The 25,423-nt window shown below is 71.4% G+C and carries 24 protein-coding genes; 19 read left to right on the top strand and 5 right to left on the bottom strand.

Annotation, left to right across the window (positions count from 1 at the left end; translation table 11 throughout):
• Positions 1-55: 55 nt before the first annotated feature.
• The 3 genes from ACE3QY_RS14320 (at position 56) to ACE3QY_RS14330 (ending at position 5,607) form a co-directional block, all read left to right on the top strand.
• Positions 56-2,254, top strand: coding sequence for a catalase (locus tag ACE3QY_RS14320; RefSeq protein ID WP_374456694.1), 2,199 nt, complete (start codon positions 56-58; stop codon positions 2,252-2,254).
• Positions 2,255-2,428: 174 nt separating this feature from the next.
• Positions 2,429-4,420, top strand: a complete 1,992-nt coding sequence (gene thrS, locus ACE3QY_RS14325; RefSeq protein WP_374456695.1) for a threonine--tRNA ligase — start codon at positions 2,429-2,431, stop codon at positions 4,418-4,420.
• 59 nt (positions 4,421-4,479) lie between these two features.
• Positions 4,480-5,607: a MalY/PatB family protein gene (locus ACE3QY_RS14330; protein WP_374456696.1), complete on the top strand. Its 1,128-nt coding sequence runs from the start codon at positions 4,480-4,482 to the stop codon at positions 5,605-5,607.
• Between the two features lie 33 nt (positions 5,608-5,640).
• Here ACE3QY_RS14330 and ACE3QY_RS14335 read toward each other — a convergent pair whose 3' ends face one another.
• The 3 genes from ACE3QY_RS14335 to ACE3QY_RS14345 form a co-directional block, all read right to left on the bottom strand.
• Positions 5,641-6,138 carry a hypothetical protein gene (locus ACE3QY_RS14335; RefSeq protein WP_374456697.1) on the bottom strand — a complete coding sequence of 166 codons (498 nt, stop codon included), beginning with the start codon at positions 6,136-6,138 and terminating at the stop codon, positions 5,641-5,643.
• 22 nt (positions 6,139-6,160) lie between these two features.
• The gene (locus ACE3QY_RS14340) at positions 6,161-6,931 is read right to left on the bottom strand and encodes a transglycosylase family protein (protein ID WP_374456698.1); all 771 of its coding nucleotides are present in this window, start codon (positions 6,929-6,931) and stop codon (positions 6,161-6,163) included.
• Positions 6,932-7,179: 248 nt separating this feature from the next.
• Complete coding sequence (locus ACE3QY_RS14345) at positions 7,180-7,656, bottom strand: N-acetyltransferase family protein (protein WP_374456699.1); 477 nt, start codon at positions 7,654-7,656, stop codon at positions 7,180-7,182.
• A 22-nt stretch (positions 7,657-7,678) separates the two neighbouring features.
• On the opposite strand from ACE3QY_RS14345, the gene ACE3QY_RS14350 reads away from it, so the two are divergent.
• From ACE3QY_RS14350 to pdxS, 4 genes are all read left to right on the top strand, one after another.
• Entirely contained in the window at positions 7,679-8,188 is a 510-nt protein-coding gene (locus ACE3QY_RS14350; protein WP_374456700.1) for an HIT domain-containing protein, read from the top strand.
• Positions 8,181-8,948: an inositol monophosphatase gene (locus ACE3QY_RS14355; protein ID WP_374456701.1), complete on the top strand. Its 768-nt coding sequence runs from the start codon at positions 8,181-8,183 to the stop codon at positions 8,946-8,948. Before ACE3QY_RS14350 ends, ACE3QY_RS14355 begins: the two co-directional genes overlap by 8 nt.
• A gap of 9 nt (positions 8,949-8,957) precedes the next feature.
• Positions 8,958-9,581: a phosphatidylinositol phosphate synthase gene (gene pgsA, locus ACE3QY_RS14360; protein ID WP_374456702.1), complete on the top strand. Its 624-nt coding sequence runs from the start codon at positions 8,958-8,960 to the stop codon at positions 9,579-9,581.
• Positions 9,582-9,645: 64 nt separating this feature from the next.
• Positions 9,646-10,554 (top strand): pyridoxal 5'-phosphate synthase lyase subunit PdxS, encoded by a 909-nt coding sequence (gene pdxS / locus ACE3QY_RS14365; RefSeq protein ID WP_374456703.1) that lies wholly within the window; start codon positions 9,646-9,648, stop codon positions 10,552-10,554.
• Positions 10,555-10,578: 24 nt separating this feature from the next.
• Here the strand turns inward: pdxS and ACE3QY_RS14370 are convergent, their stop codons facing one another.
• Complete coding sequence (locus ACE3QY_RS14370) at positions 10,579-11,703, bottom strand: serine hydrolase domain-containing protein (RefSeq protein WP_374456704.1); 1,125 nt, start codon at positions 11,701-11,703, stop codon at positions 10,579-10,581.
• Positions 11,704-11,748: 45 nt separating this feature from the next.
• On the opposite strand from ACE3QY_RS14370, the gene pdxT reads away from it, so the two are divergent.
• From pdxT to ACE3QY_RS14410, 8 genes are all read left to right on the top strand, one after another.
• On the top strand, positions 11,749-12,357 hold the full coding sequence (gene pdxT / locus ACE3QY_RS14375; RefSeq protein WP_374456705.1) for a pyridoxal 5'-phosphate synthase glutaminase subunit PdxT: 609 nt from the start codon (positions 11,749-11,751) through the stop codon (positions 12,355-12,357).
• A 22-nt stretch (positions 12,358-12,379) separates the two neighbouring features.
• Positions 12,380-13,153, top strand: coding sequence for a YebC/PmpR family DNA-binding transcriptional regulator (locus ACE3QY_RS14380; RefSeq protein WP_374456706.1), 774 nt, complete (start codon positions 12,380-12,382; stop codon positions 13,151-13,153).
• Positions 13,154-13,264: 111 nt separating this feature from the next.
• Positions 13,265-13,807 (top strand): crossover junction endodeoxyribonuclease RuvC, encoded by a 543-nt coding sequence (ruvC, locus tag ACE3QY_RS14385; protein ID WP_374456796.1) that lies wholly within the window; start codon positions 13,265-13,267, stop codon positions 13,805-13,807.
• Positions 13,804-14,403: a Holliday junction branch migration protein RuvA gene (gene ruvA, locus ACE3QY_RS14390; RefSeq protein WP_374456707.1), complete on the top strand. Its 600-nt coding sequence runs from the start codon at positions 13,804-13,806 to the stop codon at positions 14,401-14,403. Before ruvC ends, ruvA begins: the two co-directional genes overlap by 4 nt.
• A 63-nt stretch (positions 14,404-14,466) precedes the next feature.
• The gene (gene ruvB / locus ACE3QY_RS14395) at positions 14,467-15,489 is read left to right on the top strand and encodes a Holliday junction branch migration DNA helicase RuvB (RefSeq protein ID WP_374456797.1); all 1,023 of its coding nucleotides are present in this window, start codon (positions 14,467-14,469) and stop codon (positions 15,487-15,489) included.
• 67 nt (positions 15,490-15,556) lie between these two features.
• Positions 15,557-15,862 carry a preprotein translocase subunit YajC gene (gene yajC, locus ACE3QY_RS14400; protein ID WP_374456708.1) on the top strand — a complete coding sequence of 102 codons (306 nt, stop codon included), beginning with the start codon at positions 15,557-15,559 and terminating at the stop codon, positions 15,860-15,862.
• On the top strand, positions 15,855-16,403 hold the full coding sequence (locus tag ACE3QY_RS14405; protein WP_374456709.1) for an adenine phosphoribosyltransferase: 549 nt from the start codon (positions 15,855-15,857) through the stop codon (positions 16,401-16,403). The genes yajC and ACE3QY_RS14405 overlap by 8 nt, the downstream gene beginning before the upstream one ends.
• A gap of 29 nt (positions 16,404-16,432) precedes the next feature.
• Entirely contained in the window at positions 16,433-18,721 is a 2,289-nt protein-coding gene (locus ACE3QY_RS14410) for a bifunctional (p)ppGpp synthetase/guanosine-3',5'-bis(diphosphate) 3'-pyrophosphohydrolase (RefSeq protein ID WP_374456710.1), read from the top strand.
• 265 nt (positions 18,722-18,986) lie between these two features.
• Here the strand turns inward: ACE3QY_RS14410 and ACE3QY_RS14415 are convergent, their stop codons facing one another.
• Positions 18,987-20,249, bottom strand: a complete 1,263-nt coding sequence (locus tag ACE3QY_RS14415) for a DUF349 domain-containing protein (RefSeq protein ID WP_374456711.1) — start codon at positions 20,247-20,249, stop codon at positions 18,987-18,989.
• A 116-nt stretch (positions 20,250-20,365) separates the two neighbouring features.
• On the opposite strand from ACE3QY_RS14415, the gene ACE3QY_RS14420 reads away from it, so the two are divergent.
• The 4 genes from ACE3QY_RS14420 to ACE3QY_RS14435 all read left to right on the top strand — a co-directional run bounded on the left by ACE3QY_RS14420 (position 20,366) and on the right by ACE3QY_RS14435 (position 25,405).
• Positions 20,366-21,037, top strand: coding sequence for an MBL fold metallo-hydrolase (locus tag ACE3QY_RS14420; RefSeq protein WP_374456712.1), 672 nt, complete (start codon positions 20,366-20,368; stop codon positions 21,035-21,037).
• Positions 21,037-22,407, top strand: a complete 1,371-nt coding sequence (gene hisS / locus ACE3QY_RS14425; RefSeq protein ID WP_374456713.1) for a histidine--tRNA ligase — start codon at positions 21,037-21,039, stop codon at positions 22,405-22,407. The genes ACE3QY_RS14420 and hisS overlap by 1 nt, the downstream gene beginning before the upstream one ends.
• Positions 22,404-24,209, top strand: a complete 1,806-nt coding sequence (gene aspS / locus ACE3QY_RS14430) for an aspartate--tRNA ligase (RefSeq protein ID WP_374456714.1) — start codon at positions 22,404-22,406, stop codon at positions 24,207-24,209. The genes hisS and aspS overlap by 4 nt, the downstream gene beginning before the upstream one ends.
• 164 nt (positions 24,210-24,373) lie before the next feature.
• Positions 24,374-25,405 (top strand): ABC transporter permease, encoded by a 1,032-nt coding sequence (locus ACE3QY_RS14435; protein WP_374456715.1) that lies wholly within the window; start codon positions 24,374-24,376, stop codon positions 25,403-25,405.
• Positions 25,406-25,423: the final 18 nt, after the last annotated feature.

A 25,423-nucleotide genomic window follows, 5' to 3' on the forward strand; every position in this document is an offset into this window, starting at 1 on the left:
CGCCCTCGGGGGTACAGGGCGGCCCAACCCGATCCGACTACTCGAGGGAGCCTGGATGAGCACCAAGAAGACCGACACGCCGGTGCCCGGCGCACCGGGCAGCGAGCCGCCGACGCTGGAGGAGCCGACCGAGCCGCGGGAGGTCCCGCCGCCGAAGCCCGACCAGCAGCAGCCGACCCCGCTGTCGCCGACCGGCGCCCCGAGCGCCGACCCGCCGACGGCGAGCGCCCAGCAGGGTGCGTACCTCACCACCGCCACCGGCGTGCGCATCGGCGACAGCGACCACTCGCTCAAGGCCGGGACGCGCGGCCCGACGGTGCTCTCGGACCACCACCTGCGCGAGAAGATCATGCACTTCGACCACGAGCGCATCCCGGAGCGCGTGGTCCACGCCCGCGGAGCCGGGGCGCACGGCGTCTTCGTGGCCAACGGCGCCGCGTCCACCATCAGCCGCGCCGCGGTCTTCGGCAAGGATGAGGAGACCCCGGTCTTCGTCCGTTTCTCCACCGTCCTCGGCTCGCGCGGCTCGGCCGACACGGTGCGCGACACCCGCGGCTTCGCCACGAAGTTCTACACGAGCGAGGGCAACTGGGACCTGGTCGGCAACAACATGCCGGTCTTCTTCATCCAGGACGGCATCAAGTTCCCCGACGTCATCCACGCCGGCAAGCCGCACCCGGACCGCGAGATCCCGCAGGCGCAGAGCGCGCACGACACGTTCTGGGACTTCGTGTCCCTGCACACCGAGGCGCAGCACCACGCGATCTGGAACATGTCCGATCGCGGCATCCCGCGCAGCTACCGGACCATGGAGGGCTTCGGCGTCCACACCTTCCGGCTCGTCGACGCCGAGGGCGGCACCACGCTGGTCAAGTTCCACTGGAAGCCGCGGCTGGGGGTCCACTCCCTCACGTGGGAGGAAGCGCAGCTGGCGGGTGGCGTCGACCCCGACTTCCACCGTCGCGACCTGTACGACGCGATCGAGTCGGGCGCCTTCCCGGTGTGGGACCTCGGCATCCAGACCTTCCCGGACACGCCGGACCAGATGTTCGAGGGCATCGACCTGCTCGACTCGACCAAGCTGGTGCCGGAGGAGCTGGCGCCGGTCCAGCTGATCGGCACGCTGACCCTGAACGGCAACCCGACCAACTTCTTCGCCGAGACCGAGCAGGTCGCCTTCCACACCGGGCACCTCGTGCCCGGCATCGACGGCACCGACGACCCGCTGCTGATGGCGCGCAACTTCTCCTACCTCGACACCCAGCTGACGCGTCTCGCCGGGCCGAACTTCAACCAGATCCCGATCAACCGCCCGCACGCCCCGGTGAACGACAACCACCGCGACGGGTTCCACCAGCAGGCCGTGCACGGTGGCGTGGCGCCCTACAGCCCGAGCTCCCTCGACGGCGGTTGCCCGTTCTTCGCCGGAGCCGACGAGGGCGCGTTCGTCGACGTGCCGGTGGAGGTGCAGGGCGCGAAGGTCCGCGAGAACCCGGCGACGTACGACGACCACTTCAGCCAGGCGCGCCTGTTCTGGAAGAGCATGTCGCCGGTCGAGCAGGAGCACATCGTGAACGCGTACTCCTTCGAGCTGGGCAAGTGCTACGAGCAGGCGATCAAGGAGCGGCAGCTCCTCGCGCTGGCGAACATCGACGAGGACCTGTGCGCGAAGGTCGCCACCGCGCTCGGCCTGCCCGCGCCTGCTCGCTCCGTCGAGGTCGAGGAGCCCGACCCCAGCCCGGCGTTGTCGCAGGTCGGGGAGACCTGGCCGACGGACGGCCGGCTGGTCGGGGTGGTCGTGGACCCGGACGGCGACCTCGCGGCCGTCGCCGGGCTGCGCGAGGGCCTGCTCGGCGCCGGCGTGCTGCCGCTCCTCATCGCGCCGCACGGCGGCGAGCTCGGGGAGGGCCTGGTGGCGCAGCGGACCTTCGCGACCGTCCGCTCGATCGAGCTCGACGCGGTCGTCGTGGCCGGAGCCGCCCCGCCCGCGCCGGACGCGCTGGTCAGCCGGGACGGCAAGGCCGGTGACACCTCGACGGTGCGGACCGACCCGCGCGTCGGCATGCTCGTCGGCGAGTGCTTCCGGCACTGCAAGGCCGTGCTCGCCTTCGGCGACGGCCGGTCGGTCATCGACGAGCTCGGCCTCGGTGGGGCCGGCGTCGTGACGGGTGACGGACCCGGCGACGTGCAGGACGAGCTGCTCACGCTGATGGGCGCGCACCGGTCGTGGGAACGGTTCGCGACCCAGCCCTGAGCCCACCCGAACCCGGCGGCGGGCGCCGGCTCCACCTCACGCAGTGAGGAGCCAGCGCCCGTCGTCGTCATTCCACCCGGGTGAACCGAAACCGGGGTGAGCCCGCGGCAGGGCGGCCGATAGCATCGAGGGGGGCATCCGTCCCTCCCATCCACCCGCTCAGAAGGAGCTCTCGTGTCCGAGATCAAGGTCGTCCGCATCCACGCCGATCAGCGTGCGGAGACCGCGGTCACGACGGGCACCAAGGCCTGGGAGCTGTTCCGCGACGACGCCGACGTCGTGGCCGCGCGGGTCGCGGGCGCGCTCAAGGACCTGTCCTACGAGCTGGCCGACGGTGACGAGGTCGAGGCGGTGGCGATCGACAGCGCCGACGGCCGCGACATCCTGCGCCACTCGACCGCGCACGTGATGGCGCAGGCCGTGCAGCAGCTCTGGCCGGAGGCCAAGCTCGGCATCGGCCCGCCGATCGACAACGGCTTCTACTACGACTTCGACGTCGAGACCCCGTTCGTGCCCGAGGACCTGGCGAAGATCGAGTCCGCGATGCGCAAGATCATCAAGGAGAACCAGCGCTTCGAGCGCCGGGTCACCACCGACGCCGACGCGATCGACGAGCTCAAGGACGAGCCCTACAAGATCGAGCTGATCGGGCTGAAGGGCGGCGCCGGCACCGAGGGCACCGAGGGTGCGAGCGTCGAGGTGGGCGCCGGCGAGCTGACCATCTACGACAACATCGGCCGCAACGGCGAGGCCAAGTGGTCCGACCTGTGCCGCGGCCCGCACCTGCCGACCACCAAGCGGATCCCCGCCTTCAAGCTGATGCGCAGCGCGGCGGCGTACTGGCGCGGTGACGAGAAGAACAAGCAGCTCCAGCGCATCTACGGCACCGCCTGGGAGTCCAAGGAGGCGCTCGAGGCGCACCTGCACCGCATCGAGGAGGCCGAGCGGCGCGACCACCGCAAGCTCGGCCGCGACCTCGACCTCTACTCCTTCCCCGACGAGATCGGCTCCGGCCTGCCCGTGTTCCACCCCAAGGGCGGCGTGATCAAGCGGGAGATGGAGGACTACGTCCGCCGGCGGCACATCGAGGAGGGGTTCGAGTACGTCGGCACCCCCCACATCGCCAAGGAGGGGCTGTTCTACACCTCCGGGCACCTGCCCTACTACGGCGAGGGCATGTTCCCGGCGCTCGACGTCGACGGCATGGACTACCGCCTCAAGGCGATGAACTGCCCGATGCACAACCTCATCTACCGCTCGCGCCAGCGCTCCTACCGCGAGCTGCCGCTGCGGCTCTTCGAGTTCGGCTCGGTCTACCGCCACGAGAAGTCCGGCGTGGTCCACGGCCTGACCCGCGTCCGCGGCTTCGCCCAGGACGACTCGCACTCCTACGTCACCCCGGAGCAGGCGCCCGGTGAGATCCAGCACCTGCTGGACTTCTGCCTCGGCCTGTTCCGCGACTTCGGCCTCGACGACTTCTACCTCGAGCTGTCGACCCGCGACGACTCCAAGCCCGACAAGTTCATCGGCTCCGACGAGGACTGGGAGCTGGCCACCGAGGTGCTGCGCAAGGTCTGCGAGGAGTCGGGCCTCGAGCTCGTGCCCGACCCCGGCGGGGCCGCGTACTACGGTCCCAAGGTCTCGGTGCAGGCGCGCGACGCGATCGGTCGCACCTGGCAGATGTCGACCATCCAGTACGACTTCAACCAGCCCTCGACCGACCGCTTCGACCTCGAGTACGTCGCGGCCGACGGCACCCGCCAGCAGCCGGTGATGATCCACTCCGCGAAGTTCGGCTCGATCGAGCGGTTCATCGGCGTCCTGGTCGAGCACTACGCCGGCGCGTTCCCGCCCTGGCTGGCGCCCGTCCAGGTCCAGGGCATCCCGATCGCGGAGCGGCACAACGACTACCTCTTCGACATCGCGCGGCAGATGAAGGCCCAGGGGCTGCGCGTCGAGGTCGACGACTCCGACGACCGGATGCAGAAGAAGATCCGCAACGCGCAGCTGCAGAAGGTGCCGTTCATGCTGATCGCCGGTGACGACGACGTCGAGAAGGGTGCGGTCAGCTTCCGCTACCGCGACGGGCGCCAGGACAACGGCGTGCCGCTCGCGGACGCGATCGAGCGGGTGGCCGCGGCGGTCGCGAGCCGCGAGCAGGTCTGAGCGACCTCTCGATGGTTGAGGCGCGAGCGCAGCGAGCCTCGAAACCGCGTCGCCCGGTCGTGGACCTCACCGACGAGGAGGCGCGGCGGGCGCTGCCGCTGAAGTGGGGCGTGCCCGACGACGTCATCCCGGCGTGGGTCGCGGAGATGGACTACGCCGTCGACCCGGTGGTGCTCGGTGCGGTGCAGCGGGCGCTCGCCGACGGGATCACTGGCTACCCGCTCGCGCGGGACGAGGCGCTCGCCACGTCGTACGCCGCCTGGGCGGGGCGGCACTTCGGCTGGGCGCCCGAGCCCGAGGCCGTGCAGGCGGTGGTCGACGTGACGGCCGGCGTGCGGCTGGCGATCGACGTGCTCAGCGGGCCGGGCGGGGTGGTGTTCCCGACGCCGGGCTACAACGCGCAGCACCGCCTCGCCGAGGTCACCGGCCGCACCGAGCACCTGCTGGAGGTCCCGACGTCCGCGGACCGGTGCGAGATCGACCTCGACGCGCTCGACCGCCTCCTCGCCAAGGGCGCGCAGACGCTGCTGCTGACCCAGCCGCACAACCCCTGGGGCCGGGTCTTCACCCGTGCCGAGCTCGAAGGCGTCCGGGACGTGGTTGTCCGGCACGGCGCCCGCGTGGTGAGCGACGAGATCCACGCTCCGCTCGTGCTGCCCGGCGCCGAGCACGTGTCGTACCTCTCGATCGAGGGCACCCACGACCACGCCGTCGCGGTCGTCGCCGCCTCGAAGGCCTTCAACACCGCAGGCCTGCGCTGCGCGCAGCTGGTGGTGCCGTCGGCCGCCGACCGGGAGCTCCTGGCCGCCGAGCCGATGTCGCGCAACGACTCCTGGTCGCCGCTGGGCGTCGTCGCGGCCCGCGCCGCGTACGACCACGGCGACCCGTGGCTCGCCTCGCTGGTCGAGCGCCTCGACCAGCAGCGCGCCCTCCTCGGCGAGCTGCTCGCCGCCCACCTGCCCGAGGTGCGGATGCGCCCGCTCGAGGCGACGTACCTCGCCTGGCTCGACGCCTCGGCCTACGGCCACGACGACGCGGCCGCGGCCGCCCTCGATCGCGGCCGCGTGATGGTGAGTCCCGGCGCCTCGTACGCGCCGGGTACCACCGGCCAGGTCCGCCTCAACATCGCCACGTCGGCCGACCGGCTCACCGAGATCGTCGAGCGCCTCGCCAAGGCCTGGCGCTGAGGGGCGATTTGCCGCACACGTGCGCCCGAGCGGTCAGGCGACCTCCAGGTCGGCTCGCGCAGCGTCCCGGTAGGCGCTGATCGCCTCGAACACGGCCTGGCGCTCGGCCTGGAGCTGCGTCACCACGGCGGCGACCAACGGGTGGGACACGTCCTCGACCGCGGCCTGGGCCAGGAGCAGCTGCGTGTAGGCGTGCTCAGCGGTGCCGGAAGCGTGGGCCGACCCGACGAGCTGCACGCCCGCGAGCGCCTCCTCGACCAGCACGAGGTCGCCCGCGGGCGGCGCAGGATCGTCGTCCACCACGGCGTTGATCGACGAGCGAAGCGCGTCCAGCTCGACGTTGAGCCGCACGAGCAGGAGCGTGTACGCCTTCAGGCGGTCGTCCCGCCATCGGTCGCGGGCCCGCTCCACGCGGTCCTCCGTGCGGATGCGATCCTCACGATCGTGGGCGCGACGCTGCTGCCAGAACAAGGCCCCGGTCGGCAGCACCGGACTGACGAGGGCCACCACGAGGGTCTGCCACCACTCCATGCGCCACTGTAGGCGCGGCGGCTCAGAGCAGGCGACCGCAGTTCGGCCAGGGGGAGCGGCCGCGCTGCTTGTAGAGCAGCTTGGCGCGGTAGGTCTGCTCGCCCGCGGAGGCGGAGGTCGGGAGGCCGGAGCCACCGACGCTGCGCCAGGTGCCCACGTCGAACTGGTAGAGGCCGTAGTAGCCGGCCGGGTTGACCGCGTTGGGGTTGCCGCCGGACTCGCAGTTGGCGAGCGCGCCCCAGTTGAGGCCGTCGGTGCCCGGCACGGAGAACGGCTTGCGGCCGACGAGCACGCGGCGTGGCTTCGGGTCGCGGACCAGCTTGCGCTTCACCACGCGCGACCGGACCTGCTCGCCGTTGTGCAGCGTCTTCAGCTTGACGACCTTGCGCACGCCGGGCCGGCCCTCACGGACGACCTTGCGGTGGCCGGGCTTCAGCTTCGTGGTCGCGATCTCGACGGTGCCGCGGCGGACGCGCTCACGCTTGGAGGTGCGCACCTTCTCGACCTCGGTGAGCTTGACGACGTCGCCCTCGCGGACGCGCTTCTTGCCGCCTGAGACCTTGCGGCCGTCGCGGACGACAGCGACCAGGTCGTTGCCGTCCACGGGCACGCCGTGGGCCTCGAGCAGCTTGCCGGGCCACACGCGCGGCGTGGTCGCGACGGCGACGGCGGGCTGGTCGGCGATCTTCACGCTGACGGCGACGGCCTCCTGCGCGGATGCGGTGCCGGGCACGAGGCCGAGCGCGAGGGCGGCCACGGCGGTGCTGGCGGCGACGCGACGGCGGGGGGACATGATGGGTGTGGTGGTGGCACGCACGTGCTTCTGACCTCACGGGGGTTGTGCGCCTCGGGGCGCTCGGACGCGACACCGTCGGGACGGGCGTCGAGGCCGCGGCTGCGATCAACCTCGCGAGGGGAGGTGCCCCGTCCACGACGAGGGCCACTGCCTGCGGCCCCACCACGACAACACGCCTCGCCGGCCATGTCGAATCGGGAGCGCAGGCTGAGCGTGGCAGCGTGAGCGGACTCACGCCGACAGCGTCAGACGCTCTTGACGTACCTCCGGCACGGCGAGACGAAGCGCTGGCCGCCCGCGGTGACCTCGTAGGGCAGGCCGCCGGCGTCGGTCCAGCCCTGCTTCTCGTAGAACCTGCGGGCCCGGGCGTTGCCGGCCACGACGGCCAGCCACGCCGAGACGTGCCCCGCCGCGGCCACCTGCCGCTCCGCCTCGGCCAGCAGCAGGGGAGCCAGACCGGTGCCACGGGCGTCGCGCCCGACGAAGACCTGCTCGACCTCGTCGTCCGCGACCATCACGAAGCCCAGCAGAGCGCCGTCGTCGGAGACCGCGACGGACGTGTCGCCGACGCGTGCCGGCGTGCGTTCGTGGAACGCCGGCAGCGTCCGCGCGGCGGTCAGCCCGTCTGGCACGTGGCCCGCGTGGGCGTCGTGCCAGCCCTCGTGCCACAGGTCGGCCACGGCAGCCATGTCGGCGTCACCGGCCGGTCGGATCGACGTCATGCGCCCACCCTAGGATCGCGGCATGAGTGACACGACCGGTGAGGACGCGCTCGAGCGGATCTGGACGCCGCACCGGATGGCCTACGTCCGCACGGTCGTCGACGACGAGGGCTGCCCCTTCTGCGCGATCCCGCACCGCCCCGACGACGAGGCGCTCGTCGTGGCGCGGGGCGAGACGACGTACGCCGTCCTCAACCTGCACCCGTACAACCCGGGTCACCTGATGGTGCTGCCCTACCGCCACGTCGCGGACCTCACCGACCTGACCGAGGCGGAGTCGCTCGAGCTGATGGCGATGACCCAGCAGTCACTCCGCGCGATCCGGAAGGTCAGCCAGCCGCACTCCTTCAACATCGGCCTCAACCTCGGCCGCTCGGCGGGTGGTTCGCTGTCCGAGCACCTCCACCAGCACGTCGTGCCGCGCTGGACCGGCGACGCCAACTTCATCACCGTCGTCGGCGGCACCAAGACCCTCCCGCAGCTCCTCGAGGACACCCGCGACCTGCTCGCCGGGGCGTGGGCCGATGCCTGACCTCGCCGCCGACGCCGCGCTGGCCGCCGACCTGGTCCGCGAGGCCGCCCTGCTCGCCGCCCGGATCCGTGCGGAGGGGCTCGACATCGAGCGCAAGACCAGCGGCTCCGACATCGTCACCCAGGCCGACACCGCCGCCGAGCGGCTGATCGTCCAGCAGCTCACCGCCGAGCGTCCCGACGACGCGGTCGTCGGCGAGGAGGGCACGTCCCGCCCCGGCACGTCGGGCCGCACCTGGGTCATCGACCCGGTCGACGGCACCTACAACTTCTCCCGCGGCAGCGACTGGTGGTGCAGCGCGATCGCCCTCCACGACGAGGACGACGTGCTGCTCGGCGCCGTGCACCACGCCGCGACCCTGCGCACGTGGGTCGGCGGTCCCGACCTGCCCAGCACCTGCGACGGCAACCCGCTCGACCCACTGCCCGACACGAGCCGCGAGGCCCGGTGCGCCGTCACCTACCTCCACCCGCCGTTCTACGCCGGTGAGGTCGGGGAGGCCTTCGCCCGCGCGCTCGGCGAGGTCGGCACGCTGCGGATGCTCGGCTCGGGGACGATGGACTGCATGGCCATCGCGATCGGCCAGTGGGACGTCCTCTTCCAGCACTCGGTCGCCGACTGGGACCGGCTCCCCGGCGCCGCGATCGTCCGGGGCGCGGGCGGCGAGTCCGTCGTCGTACCTGCCGCCGGGGTGGACTGGACGGTCACCGGCGCGCCCGCCGCGGTGGCGGACGTCCGCGCCGCGCTGCTCGCCCGGTAGCCTGCCGCCGTGCTCGATCGGTTCAAGCAGTTCTGGCAGGGCGTCATGCTCGCGCCGTTCATCAACCTGTTCATCCGCCTCGGCATCAGCCCCGACGTGGTGACGCTGGTCGGCACCCTGGGCGTCAGCTTCGGCGCGCTGTTCTTCTTCGCGCAGGGCTGGGTGTGGCAGGGCGTCCTGTTCATCACCGCCTTCGTCTTCAGCGACCTCGTCGACGGCGCCATGGCCCGCAAGGTCGGCCGCAAGGACGACTTCGGTGCGTTCCTCGACTCCACCCTCGACCGCGTCGCCGACGGCGCCCTCTTCGGCGGCCTGGCGCTGTTCTTCGCCTGGCACCACGAGAGCCGGCTCTACCTGGTGCTGTGCCTCGTCATCCTGGTGATGGGCGCCGTGACGTCGTACGCCCGGGCCAAGGCCGACCACCTCGGCTACGACGCCAAGGTCGGCATCGCCGAGCGCCCTGACCGCCTCGTCGGCATGCTCGTCCCGGCGTTCTTCGCCGACGTGCTCGACCTCTGGGTGCTGCTCTACGTCGCCCTCTGGGCCCTCGCGATCGCCGCCACCGTGACCGTCGCCCAGCGCATCTGGGTCGTCCGCCGCCAGGCGCTCGCCCGGGCCGCCTCCAGCGCCTGATCAAGCGCTCAACCACCCCGGTCCCGATGCATCCTTTGGGATGAGGCCGCACTACGATCGAGGCATGGCTGAGCAGACCCCCGAGACCCCCATCGAGCACGGCACCAGCCGCGTCAAGCGCGGCATGGCAGAGATGCTCAAGGGCGGCGTCATCATGGACGTCGTCACCGCCGAGCAGGCGAAGATCGCCGAGGACGCCGGCGCCGTCGCGGTGATGGCGCTCGAGCGCGTCCCGGCCGACATCCGCGCCCAGGGCGGCGTGTCCCGGATGAGCGACCCCGACATGATCGACGGCATCATCGAGGCCGTCTCGATCCCCGTGATGGCCAAGGCCCGGATCGGCCACTTCGCGGAGGCGCAGGTCCTCCAGTCGCTCGGCGTCGACTACATCGACGAGTCCGAGGTGCTCACCCCGGCCGACTACACCAACCACATCGACAAGTGGGCCTTCACCGTCCCCTTCGTCTGCGGTGCCACCAACCTCGGCGAGGCGCTCCGCCGCATCACCGAGGGCGCGGCCATGATCCGCTCCAAGGGCGAGGCCGGCACCGGCGACGTCTCCAACGCGGTCACCCACATGCGCACGATCCGCGCCGAGCTCAACCGCTTGCACGGCATGGCCGAGGACGAGCTCTACGTCGCGGCCAAGGAGCTCCAGGCCCCCTACGAGCTGGTCAAGGAGGTCGCCGCTGCGGGCAAGCTGCCGGTGGTGCTCTTCACCGCCGGAGGCATCGCCACCCCGGCCGACGCCGCGATGATGATGCAGCTCGGCGCCGAGGGCGTCTTCGTGGGCTCCGGCATCTTCAAGTCCGGCAACCCGGCCCAGCGCGCCGAGGCGATCGTCAAGGCCACCACCTTCTTCGACGACCCCGACGTGGTCGCCAAGGTCTCCCGCGGCCTGGGCGAGGCCATGGTCGGCATCAACGTCGACGAGATCCCGCAGCCGCACCGCCTGGCCGAGCGCGGCTGGTGACGCTCCGGTGACTGCGCGCGGGCGCTACCTCAGCGCCCGCGTCAGCACCCGAGCAGCGTTGCCGAAGCCGTAGCCCTCCTCGCCCGCCTGGGCGGGGAGGCCGAGGCGCACCACGATCGTCCGGCTCCCCGGGTCGACCAGTAGCACCTGCCCGCCGAAGCCGAGCGCGGCGTACACGTCCTCGGGGGCGTACGCCGCCAGCTGGCCGGTCACTGGGCGCAGCGGCTGGCCCTGCGGGTCGACCGCGTCGGTCGCCCCGCGGATCCGGCCCGGCCGGTTGAGCCACCACAGGTAGCCGTAGGCCGCGTTGTGCACGGTCGACGACCGGCCGACGGCCCGCTTCACGTAGCTCGTGTCCAGCAACCGGGTGCCGCCGGCCCTGCCCCTGCCGAGGTACAGCGACCCGAACCTGGCGAGGTCGAGGCACGTCGTGCGCAGGCCGTAGAAGACCATCGCCGCGTTGTCGGAGCGATCGGTGATGAGCTCCGAGTTCGTCATCCCGAGCGGCTCGAACAGCCGCGTGCGCGCGAACTTCGCGACTCGCATGCCGGTCGCCTTCTCCAGCACCGGCTCGAGGACCTGGATGGCGGCGTTGTTGTAGGCCCACGCGCTGCCGGGGGCGTGCTGCTGCGTCAGCCCGATGGCGTACTTCGTGCGGCTCTTCGCGGCCAGCAGGTCGGCGTAGTCGGACTGCATCGACCAGAAGCGGCCGCTGTCGTTGGAGAGGAGGTTGCGCACCGTCACCGTCTCCGACGGGGTGCCGCGCCACTGCGGGACGTAGGTCGAGACCCGGTCGTCGAGGCGCAGGTCCCCATCGCGGACCGCGATGCCGACCAGCGTGCTCGCGACGGACTTCGTGATCGAGAAGACCTCGCGCGGCACGTCGCGCTCCATCCGCCAGCTCGCCTCGAAGGCGAGCTTGCCGTCCTTGACGACCGCGAAGCAGGTGGAGTCCAGCCGCTTCGCCTCCTTCGCCCCCGCCTCCAGCACGCCGCCGCGCAGCCCCAGGCTCGACGGCGTACGCACCGGCCAGCCGTCGACCGTGCGCTGGCCGTCGGGCTTCGCGGGCGCCGCGGTCGACACCCCGGAAGCGGTGAGGGCCAGGGCCAGCAGGGCGGCGCACAGCGCGGCCGGTCGGGGGAGCCTCATGGGCCCTGACCCTACGGCTCGGCCCCGCCCCTAGGATCGGCGTTCGTGAATCCGACCATCGGCGTGCTCGCCCTCCAGGGCGACGTCCGCGAGCACCTGGCCGCGCTCGGCTCGCTGGGTGCCGACCCGATCACCGTACGACGCCCCGCGGAGCTCGCGGCGTGCGACGGCCTCGTCATCCCGGGCGGGGAGTCCACCACGATGGTCAAGCTGGCCCGCATCTTCGACCTGCTCGAGCCGCTGCGCGAGGCGGTGCGCGACGGGCTGCCCGCCTTCGGGACCTGCGCCGGCATGATCATGCTGGCCGACCGGATCGAGGACGGCGCGGCGGGGCAGGAGACCATCGGCGGGCTGCACATCACGGTGCGTCGCAACGCCTTCGGCCGCCAGGTCGACTCCTTCGAGGAGGACCTCCACCTCGAGGGGCTCGCCGACCCGGTGCGGGCCGTCTTCATCCGCGCGCCGTGGGTCGAGTCGGTCGAGGCCGACGTCGAGGTGCTGGCTCGGGTCGAGGACGGACCCGCCGCGGGTAGGATCGTCGCGGTGCGCCAGGGCCCCCTGATGGCGACCTCGTTCCATCCCGAGGTCGGCAGCGACGACCGGGTCCACGGCATGTTCGTGGACCTGGTGCGCTCGGCCCGAGCACCGCACTGATCGTCGATAGATAGAGGGACTCATGTCAGGCCACTCCAAGTGGGCAACGACCAAGCACAAGAAGGCCGCGATCGATGCCAAGCGCGGCAAGCTCTTCGCCAAGCTGATCAAGAACATCGAGGTCGCGGCGAAGCAGGGTGGCGGGGACCCCGCCGGCAACCCGACCCTCTACGACGCCATCCAGAAGGCCAAGAAGAGCTCGGTCCCCAACAAGAACATCGACTCCGCGGTCAAGCGCGGCTCCGGCGCGGAGTCCGGCGGCGTCGACTACCAGGGCATCTCCTACGAGGTCTACGGCCCGCAGGGCGTCGCCTTCCTGGTCGAGTGCCTGACCGACAACAAGAACCGCGCCGCCATGGAGGTCCGCACTGCGGTCACCCGCAACGGCGGCACGATGGCCGACCCCGGCTCCGTCTCGCGCCTCTTCACGCGCAAGGGCACGGTCGTGGTCCCGAAGTCGCAGGAGGAGCGCGAGGTCACCGAGGACGACGTCCTCGAGGCGACCCTCGACGCCGGGGCGGAGGAGGTCAACGACCTCGACGACGCCTTCCAGGTCCAGAGCGAGGCCACCGACGTGGTCGGCGTGCGCACCGCGCTCCAGGACGCCGGCATCGACTACGACTCGGCCGACGTCGAGTGGGTCGCCAGCCTCGAGATCCCCGTCGACGCCGACGGTGCCGCCAAGGTGATGCGGCTCGTCGACGCGCTCGAGGACCTCGACGACGTCCAGGACGTCTTCACCAACGTCGACATCCCGGCCGACGTGATGGCCGAGCTCGAGGCCGCCGACGCCTGACGCCTCCTGCTGCCGCCCCGCCGCGTGTCGTACGCCGTCCCGCACCCGGGGCGGGTTAGCGTGATCCGGACGAACATGTGTTCGGACGGAGCAGGGAGAGAGGTGGAGCGGGTGCGCGTGCTCGGCATCGACCCCGGCCTCACCCGGTGCGGCGTGGGCGTGGTGGACGGCAGTGTCGGCCGGCCGCTGTCGATGGTCGACGTCGGGGTGATCCGCACGACCTCCACGCTGCCCGTCGCCGAGCGTCTGGTCAGCATCGAGAAGGGCCTCGACGCCTGGATCGAGGAGCACCGGCCCGACGCGGTCGCCGTCGAGCGGGTCTTCGCCCGCTCCGACTCCAGCACGATCATGGGCACCGCCCAGGCGAGCGGCATCGCGCTCGTGGTGGCCGCCCGTCGCGGCCTGCCGATCGCGATGCACACCCCCAGCGAGGTCAAGGCCGCGGTGTCCGGCAACGGTCGCGCCGACAAGGCGCAGGTCGGCGCGATGGTGGTGCGCATCCTCCGTCTCGCCGAGCTGCCCAAGCCGGCCGACGCCGCCGACGCGCTGGCGCTGGCCATCACCCACGTGTGGCGGGGCTCGGCCCAGTCGCGCATCGATGCCGCCGTCGCCCAGGCCGGCCCCCGACGCACCAGCTACGTGAGGACCCGATGATCGCCTTCGTCCGCGGCGAGGTCGCCGCCGTCACGCTCTCCAGCGCCGTGCTCGAGGTGGGAGGTGTCGGGCTCGAGCTGATGTGCACGCCCGGCACGCTCGCCACGCTGCGGGTCGGGCGTCAGGCGACGCTGCCGACCAGCATGGTCGTGCGCGAGGACAGCCTGACCGTCTTCGGCTTCCTCGACGAGGACGAGAAGTCGATCTTCGAGATCGCCCAGACCGCCTCCGGCGTCGGACCCAAGGTCGCCCAGGCCATCGTGGCGGTGATGCGTCCCGACGACGTACGCCGCGCGATCGCGACGGAGGACGTCAAGGCGCTGACCCGGGTCCCCGGCATCGGCCAGAAGGGCGCGCAACGCATCATCCTCGAGCTCAAGGACCGCATCGGGCCGCCGGTCGGCGTCCACCACCCAGCCGCTGCCGAGAGCGCGGGCGCGCCCTGGCGCGACCAGGTGCAGCAGGGGCTGGTCGGACTGGGCTGGTCGGCCAAGGAGGCCGACAAGGCGGTGGAGGCGGTCGCGCCCGAGGCCGGTGACGCCCCCGACGTGGGTGCGCTGCTGCGGGCCGCCCTGCGCACGCTGAGCAAGGCCTGATCCGTGAACTGGGACGACACCGACGAGGACCTCTCCGAGGCCGAGCTCAGCCACCTCCAGCGGCTGACCGACGCCGAGGCCGACGGCGACGAGCGCGCGGTCGAGGCGGCGCTGCGGCCCAAGACCCTCGACGAGGTGGTCGGGCAGGCCCGCGTGCGCGATCAGCTGGGGCTGGTCCTCGAGGCCGCCCGCCGCCGTGGGCGAGCCCCCGACCACGTGCTGCTGTCCGGCCCGCCCGGGCTCGGCAAGACGACCCTCGCGATGATCATCGCCGCCGAGATGGGCACGCCGCTGCGGCTGACGAGCGGCCCGGCCATCACCCATGCCGGTGACCTCGCCGCGATCCTGTCCGGCCTCAACGAGGGCGACGTCCTCTTCGTCGACGAGATCCACCGGATGTCGCGGCCGGCCGAGGAGATGCTCTACATGGCCATGGAGGACTTCCGGGTCGACGTGGTGATCGGCAAGGGGCCCGGCGCCACGGCCATCCCGCTGGAGATCCCGCCGTTCACCCTGGTCGGCGCCACCACCCGAGCGGGCCTGCTCCCGGGGCCGCTGCGCGACCGCTTCGGCTTCACCGCGCACCTGGAGTTCTACGAGCCCGAGGAGCTCGACCGGATCGTGCACCGCTCCGCCGGCCTGCTCGGCGTGCACCTCACGTCCGAGGGCTCCAGCGAGATCGCGTCGCGCTCCCGCGGCACGCCGCGCATCGCCAACCGGCTGCTGCGTCGGGTGCGCGACTACGCCCAGGTCCGGGCCGACGGCGTCCTCACGCTGCCGGTCGCGCAGTCCGCGCTGGAGCTGTTCGAGGTCGACGAGTCCGGGCTCGACCGCCTCGACCGCGCCGTGCTCGACGTCCTGTGCCGGCGCTTCGGCGGTGGGCCGGTCGGCATCTCGACCCTGGCCGTCGCAGTGGGGGAGGAGCGCGAGACCGTCGAGGAGGTTGCCGAGCCGTTCCTCGTCCGCACCGGCATGCTCGCGCGCACCCCTCGCGGTCGCGTCGCGACACCGGCTGCGTGGCACCACCTCGGCCTCACGCCGCCGCCGATGCCGACCGTCGACTCCACCCTCTTCGACGAGGTGTGAGCCGCGGGGGTCCGCCGCGTAGACTCCACGCGCTCACCCCCGCGCCGATCCGAGGAGATCCCCGACCGTGAACGACCTCGCTGCACTCCTGCCCCTCGTGGCCATCCTGGCCCTGTTCTGGTTCATGGTGATCCGCCCCCAGCAGCGGCGGCAGCGGGAGGTCACGGCCCTGCAGAACAGCATCGAGGTCGGTCAGCGGGTCATGATGTCGTCGGGCATCTTCGGCACCGTCACCTCGGTCACCGACGACAAGGCCCGCCTCCAGATCGCCCCCGGCACGGAGATCGAGATCGCCCGTGCGGCGATCGCCAAGGTCGAGTCCCCGGGTCCCGAGCTCGGCCAGGAGCCCGGCCGGGAGCCCGGCGATGCCTGACCGGCGTACGGCCCAGGAGGCGCTGAAGCGGCTCACGGTCGACGTCGCCGACTGGCCCCAGGACGGCGTGACCTTCAAGGACATCACCCCGGTCCTCGCCGACCACCACGCGTTCTCCGCGATCATCGCCGCCCTCGCGGCCGCCGGTCGCGACGACCACGGCAACCTCGTGGTCGACAAGGTCGTGGGCATGGAGGCCCGCGGCTTCATCCTCGCAGCGCCCGTCGCGCTCGCCCTCGGCATCGGCTTCGTGCCGGTCCGCAAGGCCGGCAAGCTCCCGCGCGAGACGCACGCCGTCTCCTACAGCCTGGAGTACGGCGAGGCGACTCTCGAGGTGCACACGGACGGCATCGCGGAGGGGGAGCGCGTGCTGATGGTCGACGACGTGCTCGCCACCGGCGGCACCGCCGCGGCGACCCGTCAGCTCATCGAGTCGTGCGGCGGCACGGCCGTCGGAGCGTCGGTCCTGATGGAGCTGAGCTTCCTCGACCCGCGGTCCGTGACCGGCGACCTCCCCGTCACCTCCCTGCTGACGGTCTGACCTGCACGACCGCTCACTAGACTGGCCCCATGGCTGAGGAGCAGGCGCCCGCGCAGGAGCCCAAGGGGGCCGCCCTGACCGCGCGCGGCATGCGGGCGCGGCTGGCGCGCGTCGGCACTCGGCCACCGTCGTCGAACCCCGTCCTCGAGCCGCTCTTCCGCGCCGTGCGGGCCAACCACCCCAAGGCCGACCTCGCCCTGCTCGAGCGCGCCTACGCCGTCGCCGACAAGTGGCACACCGGCCAGATGCGCAAGAGCGGCGACCCCTACATCACCCACCCGCTCGCCGTCACCACGATCCTGGCCGACATCGGCATGACCGAGCCGACGCTGGTCGCGGCCCTCCTGCACGACACGGTCGAGGACACGCCGTACACCCTCGACGAGCTGCGTGCCGACTTCGGCGACGAGGTCGCGCTCCTCGTCGACGGCGTGACCAAGCTCGACAAGGTGCAGTACGGCGACTCGGCGCAGGCCGAGACGATCCGCAAGATGATCGTGGCGATGTCGCGCGACATCCGGGTGCTGGTCATCAAGCTCGCCGACCGGCTCCACAACATGCGCACGCTGCGCTACGTGCCGGCGGCCTCGCAGGAGCGCTCCTCGCGCGAGACGCTCGACATCTACGCCCCGCTGGCCCACCGCCTCGGCATGAACACGCTGAAGTGGGAGCTCGAGGACCTCGCCTTCGCCACCCTCCACCCGAAGATCTACGACGAGATCGTGCGGATGGTCGCCGAGCGGGCGCCCTCGCGCGACCAGTTCCTGGCCGAGGTGGTCGCCGAGATCGAGCACGACCTCAAGGCCGCGCGGATCAACGCCAAGGTGACCGGACGCCCCAAGCACTACTACTCGATCTACCAGAAGATGATCGTCGGCGGCCGCGACTTCTCCGACATCTACGACCTCGTCGGCATCCGCATCCTCGTCGACGAGGACCGCGACTGCTACAGCGCGCTCGGCGTCATCCACTCCCGGTGGAACCCGGTCCTGGGGCGCTTCAAGGACTACGTCGCGATGCCGAAGTTCAACATGTACCAGTCGCTCCACACGACGGTGATCGGCCCGCAGGGCAAGCCGGTGGAGGTGCAGATCCGCACCTTCGCCCAGCACCGCCGCGCCGAGTACGGCGTCGCCGCGCACTGGAAGTACAAGGAGAACACCAAGGCCGGCGTCGACACCGACAAGCTCGGTGACAAGGACGACATGACCTGGCTGCGCCAGCTGCTCGACTGGCAGAGCGAGGTCGAGGACCCGGGCGAGTTCCTGGAGTCGCTGCGCTTCGAGATGAACCAGCAGCAGGTCTACGTCTTCACCCCGCGCGGCGACGTGATCCCGCTGCCGATGGGCGCCACGCCGGTCGACTTCGCCTACGCCGTGCACACCGAGGTGGGTCACCACACCATCGGCTCGCGGGTCAACGGGCGGCTGGTCCCGCTCGAGTCCACCCTCGACAACGGCGACGTGGTCGAGGTCTTCACCTCCAAGTCGCCGACCTCGGGTCCGTCCCGGGACTGGCTCAACTTCGTGCAGTCCCCGCGTGCCCGCTCCAAGATCCGCCAGTGGTTCACCAAGGAGCGCCGCGAGGAGGCGATCGAGCACGGCAAGGACCAGATCGCCAAGCTCATGCGCAAGGAGGGCCTGCCCCTCAACCGCCTGATGACCCACGACGTCCTCGCCCTGGTGGCCGAGCACTTCCACCACGCCGACGTCTCCGCGCTCTACGCCGCCGTCGGCGAGGGCAACCTCAGCGCGCAGGCCGTCGTACGCCGCGTCATCGACCTGCACGGCGGCGACGAGGGCGCCCAGGAGGACCTCGCCGAGGGCGTCACCATCACCGGGCGGTCGCGCGCGGCCAAGCGTGGCCCCACCGACTCCGGCGTCATCGTCAAGGGTGTGGACGACCTCTGGGTCAAGCTCGCCAAGTGCTGCACCCCCGTGCCGCCCGACCCGATCCTCGGCTTCGTCACCAAGGGCGGGGGAGTGTCGGTCCACCGCAAGGACTGCACCAACGCCGCCAGCCTCCTCGGCCAGCCCGAGCGGGTGCTCGAGGTGGAGTGGGCGCCGACCTCGCAGTCGACCTTCCTGGTCAACATCCAGGTCGAGGCCCTCGACCGGGCCCGCCTGCTCTCCGACATCACCATGGCGCTCTCCGACGCCCACGTGAACATCCTCAGCGCCACCCTCTCCACCACCCGCGACCGGGTCGCCAAGAGCCGCTTCTCCTTCGAGATGGCCGACGCCGCCCACCTCGACGGCGTCCTCCGCGCCGTCCGCGCGGTCCCCGGCGTCTTCGACGCCTACCGCGTCACGGCGTAGTTGGCGCTCGCTCCGCTCGCGGGGTAGTTAGGGACATTCTGGTGGTCCGGAAGCCGGATGACCTACCAGAACGTCCCTAAGTACCCCAGCACGAGGCGGCCGGCGTCCTTGTACCTCAGCCCTTGCGCTCGGCGCCCGACGTTGTCTGGACTGACGAGCGAGCGAGCGCGACGAGCGCAGCGAGGCAGGTCGGGAGCGAGGAGGGAAGACGACGTCTTGAAGGGCGCCGAGCACGCGCGAGCGGAGCGAGCGCCAAGAGCACTGTTCAGCTGAAGTCGGCGGCGGCCTTCTTGGCCATGTCGAGGAAGGCCTGCTTGTTGGCCAGCTCGGACTCGAGGTCCTTGACCTTCTTCGCGTCGCCCGCGGAGGTGGCCTTGTCGAGCTTGGCCTGGGTCTCGGCGATGCCGGTCTCGAGCTTGGTGATCATGTCGTCCGCGCGCGCGGACTTCTCGGGATCGCTGCGGCTCCACTGCTCGTCCTCGACGGCGCGGATGGCCTGCTCGACCTTCCGCATCCTGCCCTCGAGCTCCTTCATCCGGTCGCGGGGCACCTTGCCGGCGGCGTCCCAGCGGTCGGCGAGGTCACGGAAGGCCTTCTTGGCGGCCTCGAGGTCGGTCACCGGGACGAGCGCCTCGGCCTCGACGAGGATCTGGTCCTTCACCTCGGCGTTGGCGGCGAACTCCTGGTCGAGCGCGGCGTTGGCGGCGTCGCGGGCACCGAAGAAGGTGTCCTGGGCGCCGCGGAAGCGCTGCCAGAGCTGGTCGTCCACCTCGCGCGGCGCTGGGCCGGCGGCCTTCCACTCGCGCATCAGGTCGCGGTAGCGGCCCGCGGTCGGGCCCCACTCGGTGGAGGTCGAGAGCGACTCGGCCTCGGTGGCGAGCCGCTCCTTGATGACCCGGGCGCCGTCACGACGCTCGTGCTCCTCGGCGAAGTGCGCCTTGCGGTGCCGGGTGTACGTCGTACGGGCGGTGGAGAAGCGCCGCCACAGCGCGTCGTCGGTGGCGCGGTCGAGGCGGGGCAGCTCCTTCCAGGTCGCGAGCAGCTCGCGCAAGCGGTTGGCCCCGTTGCGCCAGTCGGTGCCCTCGGCGAGGCGCTCGGCCTCGGCGACGAGCTTCTCCTTCTCCGCCTTGGACTCCGCGCTCTTCTGGGCGCGCTCCTCCTTGCGGGCGGCGCGCTGCACCGCGACGACCGGCGCCAGGGCGTCGAGGCGGGCGGCGAGGGAGACCAGGTCACCGACGGCGTGGGCGTCCACCACCTGCTCGCGCAGTGACTTGATCGAGGAGGTCGCCTCCTCGGGTGCCAGCCGACCGGAGGCCACGCGCTGCTCGAGCAGGTGGACCTTGCCCTCCAGCTCCTCGAAGCGCTTGGTGAAGAACTCCAGGGCCTCGGCCGGCGTGCCGGCCTCGTAGGACCCGACGGATCGCTCCCCATCGGCGGTGCGGACGTAGACGGTGCCGTCCTCGGCCACCCGGCCCCAGGGCATCTCGCCCGGTGCCGAGTCGTCTCGGGACTGCTTGTCGGCGCTCATGGTCGCCCATCGTAGTCATGGCGAGGAGAGCCCTCGGTAGGCTTCCCACCGAAGGATTCGCCCGACCCCAGTGCGACGGGCAACAGACGAGCAACGACAAGCAAGGACTGACGCCAGTGTTCATCGCCGGCTTCCCCGCCGGACCCTGGGGGACCAACTGCTATGTCGTGGCGACCGGTCCCGGGTCGGAGTGCGTGGTCATCGACCCGGGCAAGGACGCTGCGGCAGGCGTCGACCAGGTGGTGCGCGAGCACAAGCTCAAGCCGGTCAGCGTGCTGGTCACCCACGGGCACGTCGACCACATGTGGTGCGTCGCGCCGGTGGCGGGCAGCTACGACGCGACGGCGTGGATCCACCCCAGCGACCGGCACCTGCTCACGGACCCGATGGCCGGGATGAGCCGCGAGACCACGCAGATGCTGCTCGGCGGCGCCTACGAGTGGGCCGAGCCCGACGACGTGCGCGAGCTGTCCGACCTCGACGAGCTCGAGCTGGCAGGCCTGCGGTTCGTCGTCGACCACACGCCGGGGCACACGCAGGGCTCGGTCACCTTCCGCACGCCGTACGCCCAGCAGGACGTGTCGGAGGTGATGTTCTCCGGCGACCTGCTCTTCGCGGGGTCGATCGGGCGGACCGACCTCCCCGGAGGCGACCACGCCACCATGCTGCGCAGCCTGGCTGACAAGGTACTCCCGCTGGCCGACGACATCGTCGTCCTCCCGGGCCACGGGGAGCAGACCTCCATCGGCCGCGAGCGCGCCACCAACCCCTACCTCCAGGACCTGTGATGAGCAAGATCAGCCCGCTGAGCGGGTTCCCCGAGCTGCTGCCTGCGCAGCGCGCCGTCGAGCGCGAGGTGATCGCGTCGCTGTCGCGGACCTTCGAGCTGCACGGCTTCGCCAACATCGAGACCCGCGTGGTGGAGCCCGTCGAGCGGCTCGCCAAGGGCGGCGAGGTCGACAAGGAGATCTACGTCCTCCAGCGGATCGCCGCCGACCCCGACGCCAAGGCCGAGCTCGGCCTGCACTTCGACCTCACCGTGCCGTTCGCGCGCTACGTCCTCGAGCACGCGGGGCACCTCGAGTTCCCGTTCCGGAGGTTCCAGGTCCAGCCGGCGTGGCGGGGCGAGCGGCCGCAGGAGGGGCGCTACCGCCAGTTCACCCAGGCCGACGTCGACATCGTCGGGCGCGACGAGCTGCCCTTCCACCACGACGTCGAGGTGATGTCGGTGATGGTCGACGCCCTCTCCCGGCTGCCGATCCCGCGGCTGTCCTTCCAGTTCAACAACCGCAAGCTGATCCAGGGCTTCTACCGCGGGCTGGGCATCGACGACGTCACCGACGCCATCCGGGTCATCGACAAGCTCGACAAGCTGCCGGCCGACGAGGTCGCGACCATGCTCGTCGAGCGGGTCGGCACCACACCCGAGCAGGCGCAGCGCTGCCTCGAGCTCGCGACCATCCGCGTCGCCGACACCTCGTTCGTGGAGAAGGTGCGGGCGCTGGGTGTCGAGGACGAGCTGCTCGACCAGGGCCTCGAGGAGCTCGCCGCCGTGGTCGAGGGCTGCCGGGCCGTCGCCGGGGAGCGGGTCGGCGTCGAGGCCAACCTCCGCATCGCCCGCGGCCTGGACTACTACACCGGCACCGTGGTCGAGGTCTTCATGGAGGGCTACGAGCGGCTGAAGTCCGTCGGCGGGGGAGGGCGCTACGACGCCCTGGCCAGCGACGGTCGTACGACCTATCCCGGCGTGGGCGTCTCCTTCGGCGTCTCCCGCACGCTCGTCCCGCTCATCTCCGACGGCGTGCTCGCCGGCGACCGGCCCGTGCCGAGCGTGGTGCTCGTCGCGCTCAACGCCGAGGAGGACCGGGCTGCGAGCACCGCCGTCGCGAGTGCCCTGCGGGCCCGCGACATCGCCTGCGAGGTCGCGCCGACCCCGGCGAAGTTCGGCAAGCAGATCCGCTTCGCCGAGCGGCGCGGCATCCCCTACGTCTGGTTCCTGCAGGCCCATGGCTCGGGGCAGGTCAAGGACATCCGCACCGGCGACCAGGTCGACGCCGACTGGGCCACCTGGGCGCCACCCGAGGCCGACCTCCGGCCCCGCATCATCAGCACCGCCACCCCCAGCGACACCCCCAGCACTTCAGAGGAGATCCAGTGATCCGCACCCATGACGCCGGCGCCCTGCGCGCCGAGCACGTCGGCCAGACCGTCACGCTCGCCGGGTGGGTGGCGCGACGTCGCGACCACGGCGGGGTCGCGTTCCTGGACCTCCGCGAGGCCAGCGGCGTCGTGCAGGTCGTCGTCCGCGACGAGGAGGTCGCGCACAGCCTCCGCAGCGAGTACTGCCTCAAGGTCACCGGCGAGGTCGTGGCCCGCAAGGCCGGCAACGAGAACCCCAACCTGGCCACCGGCGACATCGAGGTCGTCGCGCTTCCCGGCACGGCAGGTGTCGAGGTGCTCTCGGCGGCCGCGCCGCTGCCGTTCCCGATCGACGACGCGCAGGGGCACAAGGGTGGCGAGGTGGGGGAGGAGGCCCGGCTCAAGCACCGCTACCTCGACCTGCGCCGCTCGGGCCCCAACGCCGCCCTGCGCCTGCGCAGCAAGATCAACAAGGCCGCCCGCGACGTCCTCGACGAGCGCGGCTTCGTCGAGGTCGAGACGCCGACCCTGACCCGCTCCACGCCCGAGGGCGCCCGCGACTTCCTGGTGCCGGCCCGCCTGGCGCCCGGCAGCTGGTACGCCCTCCCGCAGAGCCCGCAGCTGTTCAAGCAGCTGCTGATGGTCGGCGGCATGGAGCGCTACTACCAGATCGCGCGCTGCTACCGCGACGAGGACTTCCGCGCCGACCGGCAGCCCGAGTTCACCCAGCTCGACATCGAGATGAGCTTCGTGGACCAGGAGGACGTCATCACGCTGATGGAGGACGTCCTCGAGGCGATGTGGGCGCAGGCCGGCCACACCATGCAGCGACCCCTGCCACGCATGACGTACGCCGACGCGATGGCGAAGTACGGCTCCGACAAGCCCGACCTCCGCATGGGCCTCGAGCTCGTCGAGTGCACCGACTACTTCAAGGACACCACCTTCCGGGTCTTCCAGGCCGACTACGTCGGCGCCGTCGTGATGCCGGGCGGCGGCAGCCAGCCGCGCCGCCAGTTCGACGCGTGGCAGGACTGGGCCAAGCAGCGCGGCGCCAAGGGCCTGGCGTACGTCACGATCGCCGAGGACGGCGAGCTCGGGGGACCGGTCGCGAAGAACCTCACCGACGCCGAGCGTGACGGCCTGGCCGCCCACGTCGGCGCCGCGCCGGGCGACTGCATCTTCTTCGCCGCCGGACCGGCCAAGAGCAGCCGTGCGCTGCTCGGCGCCGCCCGCCTCGAGATCGGCCGCCGCGGCGGGCTGCTCGACGACTCCGAGTTCGCCTTCACCTGGGTCGTCGACGCGCCCCTCTTCGAGCCCAGCTCCGACGCGGTCGCGAGTGGTGACGTCGCCGTCGGCGCCGGCGCCTGGACGGCCGTGCACCACGCCTTCACCAGTCCCAAGCCCGAGTTCCTCGACACCTTCGACACCGACCCCGGCAGCGCGCTGGCCTACGCCTACGACATCGTCTGCAACGGCAACGAGCTCGGTGGTGGGTCCATCCGTATCCACCGCGGTGACGTCCAGACGCGGGTGTTCAAGGTGATGGGCCTCGACGAGGACGAGGCGCAGGAGAAGTTCGGCTTCCTGCTCGACGCGTTCAAGTACGGCGCGCCCCCGCACGGCGGCATCGCGGTCGGCATGGACCGCATCGTCGCGCTGCTCGCCGGCACCGACTCGATCCGCGACGTGATCGCCTTCCCCAAGTCCGGAGGCGGATACGACCCCCTCACGGCGGCGCCTGCCCCCATCACAGCCGAGCAGCGCAAGGAAGCCGGTGTGGACGCCGTGCCTGCGAAGGACGTCCCGCACGAGGAGTGATCCTCGGGAGGTTTGCCGCCACAGGGTGGTTAACCGGTCGTAACTGGATCGTTACGCGTCAGTGATCGTGCGTGGGTCGCAGGTCACATAGAGTCCCGTTTCGGCGCCGCCCCCGGGGGACCCCCGGAGCGCGCTGAGACAGTCCCGAACCAGATGGGGAGAGCATGTCGGCAGAGACCGCAGGGCCGGAGACGCTTGGCTCGTTGACCGACGAGCCGCAGCAGGATCCCAACAGCCAGCAGGCCAAGGAGATCTCCGGCAAGTCGCCGATGCGGATCGCGATGGGCCGTCTGGCCCGCGACAAGATCGCCGTCGTCTGCGCGGTCATCGTGCTGTTCTTCATCATCTGCGCCGTCTTCGCCGGCCCCATCAGCAGCCTGTTCGGGGTGAGCCTCGAGACGCCACTCGCCAGCGAGCGCGTCGACGGCCTCAACAACGGTCTGCCGAAGCCCGAGACGGGCCCGCCGAACGGCTCGTTCACGTGGGAGCACCCGATGGGTGTCGCGCCTCGCACGGGTGAGGACAACCTCGCCTACTGGCTCTACGGCTGCCGGGTGTCGCTGCTGATCGCCACCTCGGCGACGGTGTTCGCGAGCCTCCTCGGCATCGTCGTCGGGCTGCTCGCCGGCTTCCTCGGCGGGGCGGTCGACAAGGTGCTGTCGTTCTTCATCGACATGTTCCTGACGATCCCCTACCTCCTGGCGGCCCTGACCCTGGCCCCGATCATCAACGAGCGGTTCTCCCTCTCCGACAACTACGGGACGATCCAGAAGTTCAGTCTCGTGATCGTGCTGGCGACGCTGGGCTGGATGGGCACCGCGCGCCTGATCCGCGGTGAGGTGCTGGCACTGCGCGAGCGGGAGTTCGTCCAGGCGGCCCGGGTGATGGGCATGCCGACCTCGCGCATCCTCTTCAAGGAGCTGCTCCCCAACCTGGCCGCGCCGATCATCATCAGCGTCTCGCTGATGCTGCCCGCCTTCGTGGCCGCCGAGGCCGGCCTGGCCTACCTCGGCATCGGCGTGACCGACGGCATCTCCTGGGGTCAGACGATCCTCAAGGGCACCAACCTGACGTTCTTCCGCGAGTACCCCCAGTACCTCTGGCAGCCGCTGCTCGGCGTGGTCGCCCTGGTGCTCGCGCTCAACCTCCTCGGCGACGCGCTCCGCGACGCCCTGGACCCCAAGACCCGCCGCTGAGGGACCCCCTCGGCCCCC

Origin of the sequence: Nocardioides sp. (assembly GCF_041913365.1) — a bacterium.
In the GTDB taxonomy this organism is placed as follows: domain Bacteria; phylum Actinomycetota; class Actinomycetes; order Propionibacteriales; family Nocardioidaceae; genus Nocardioides.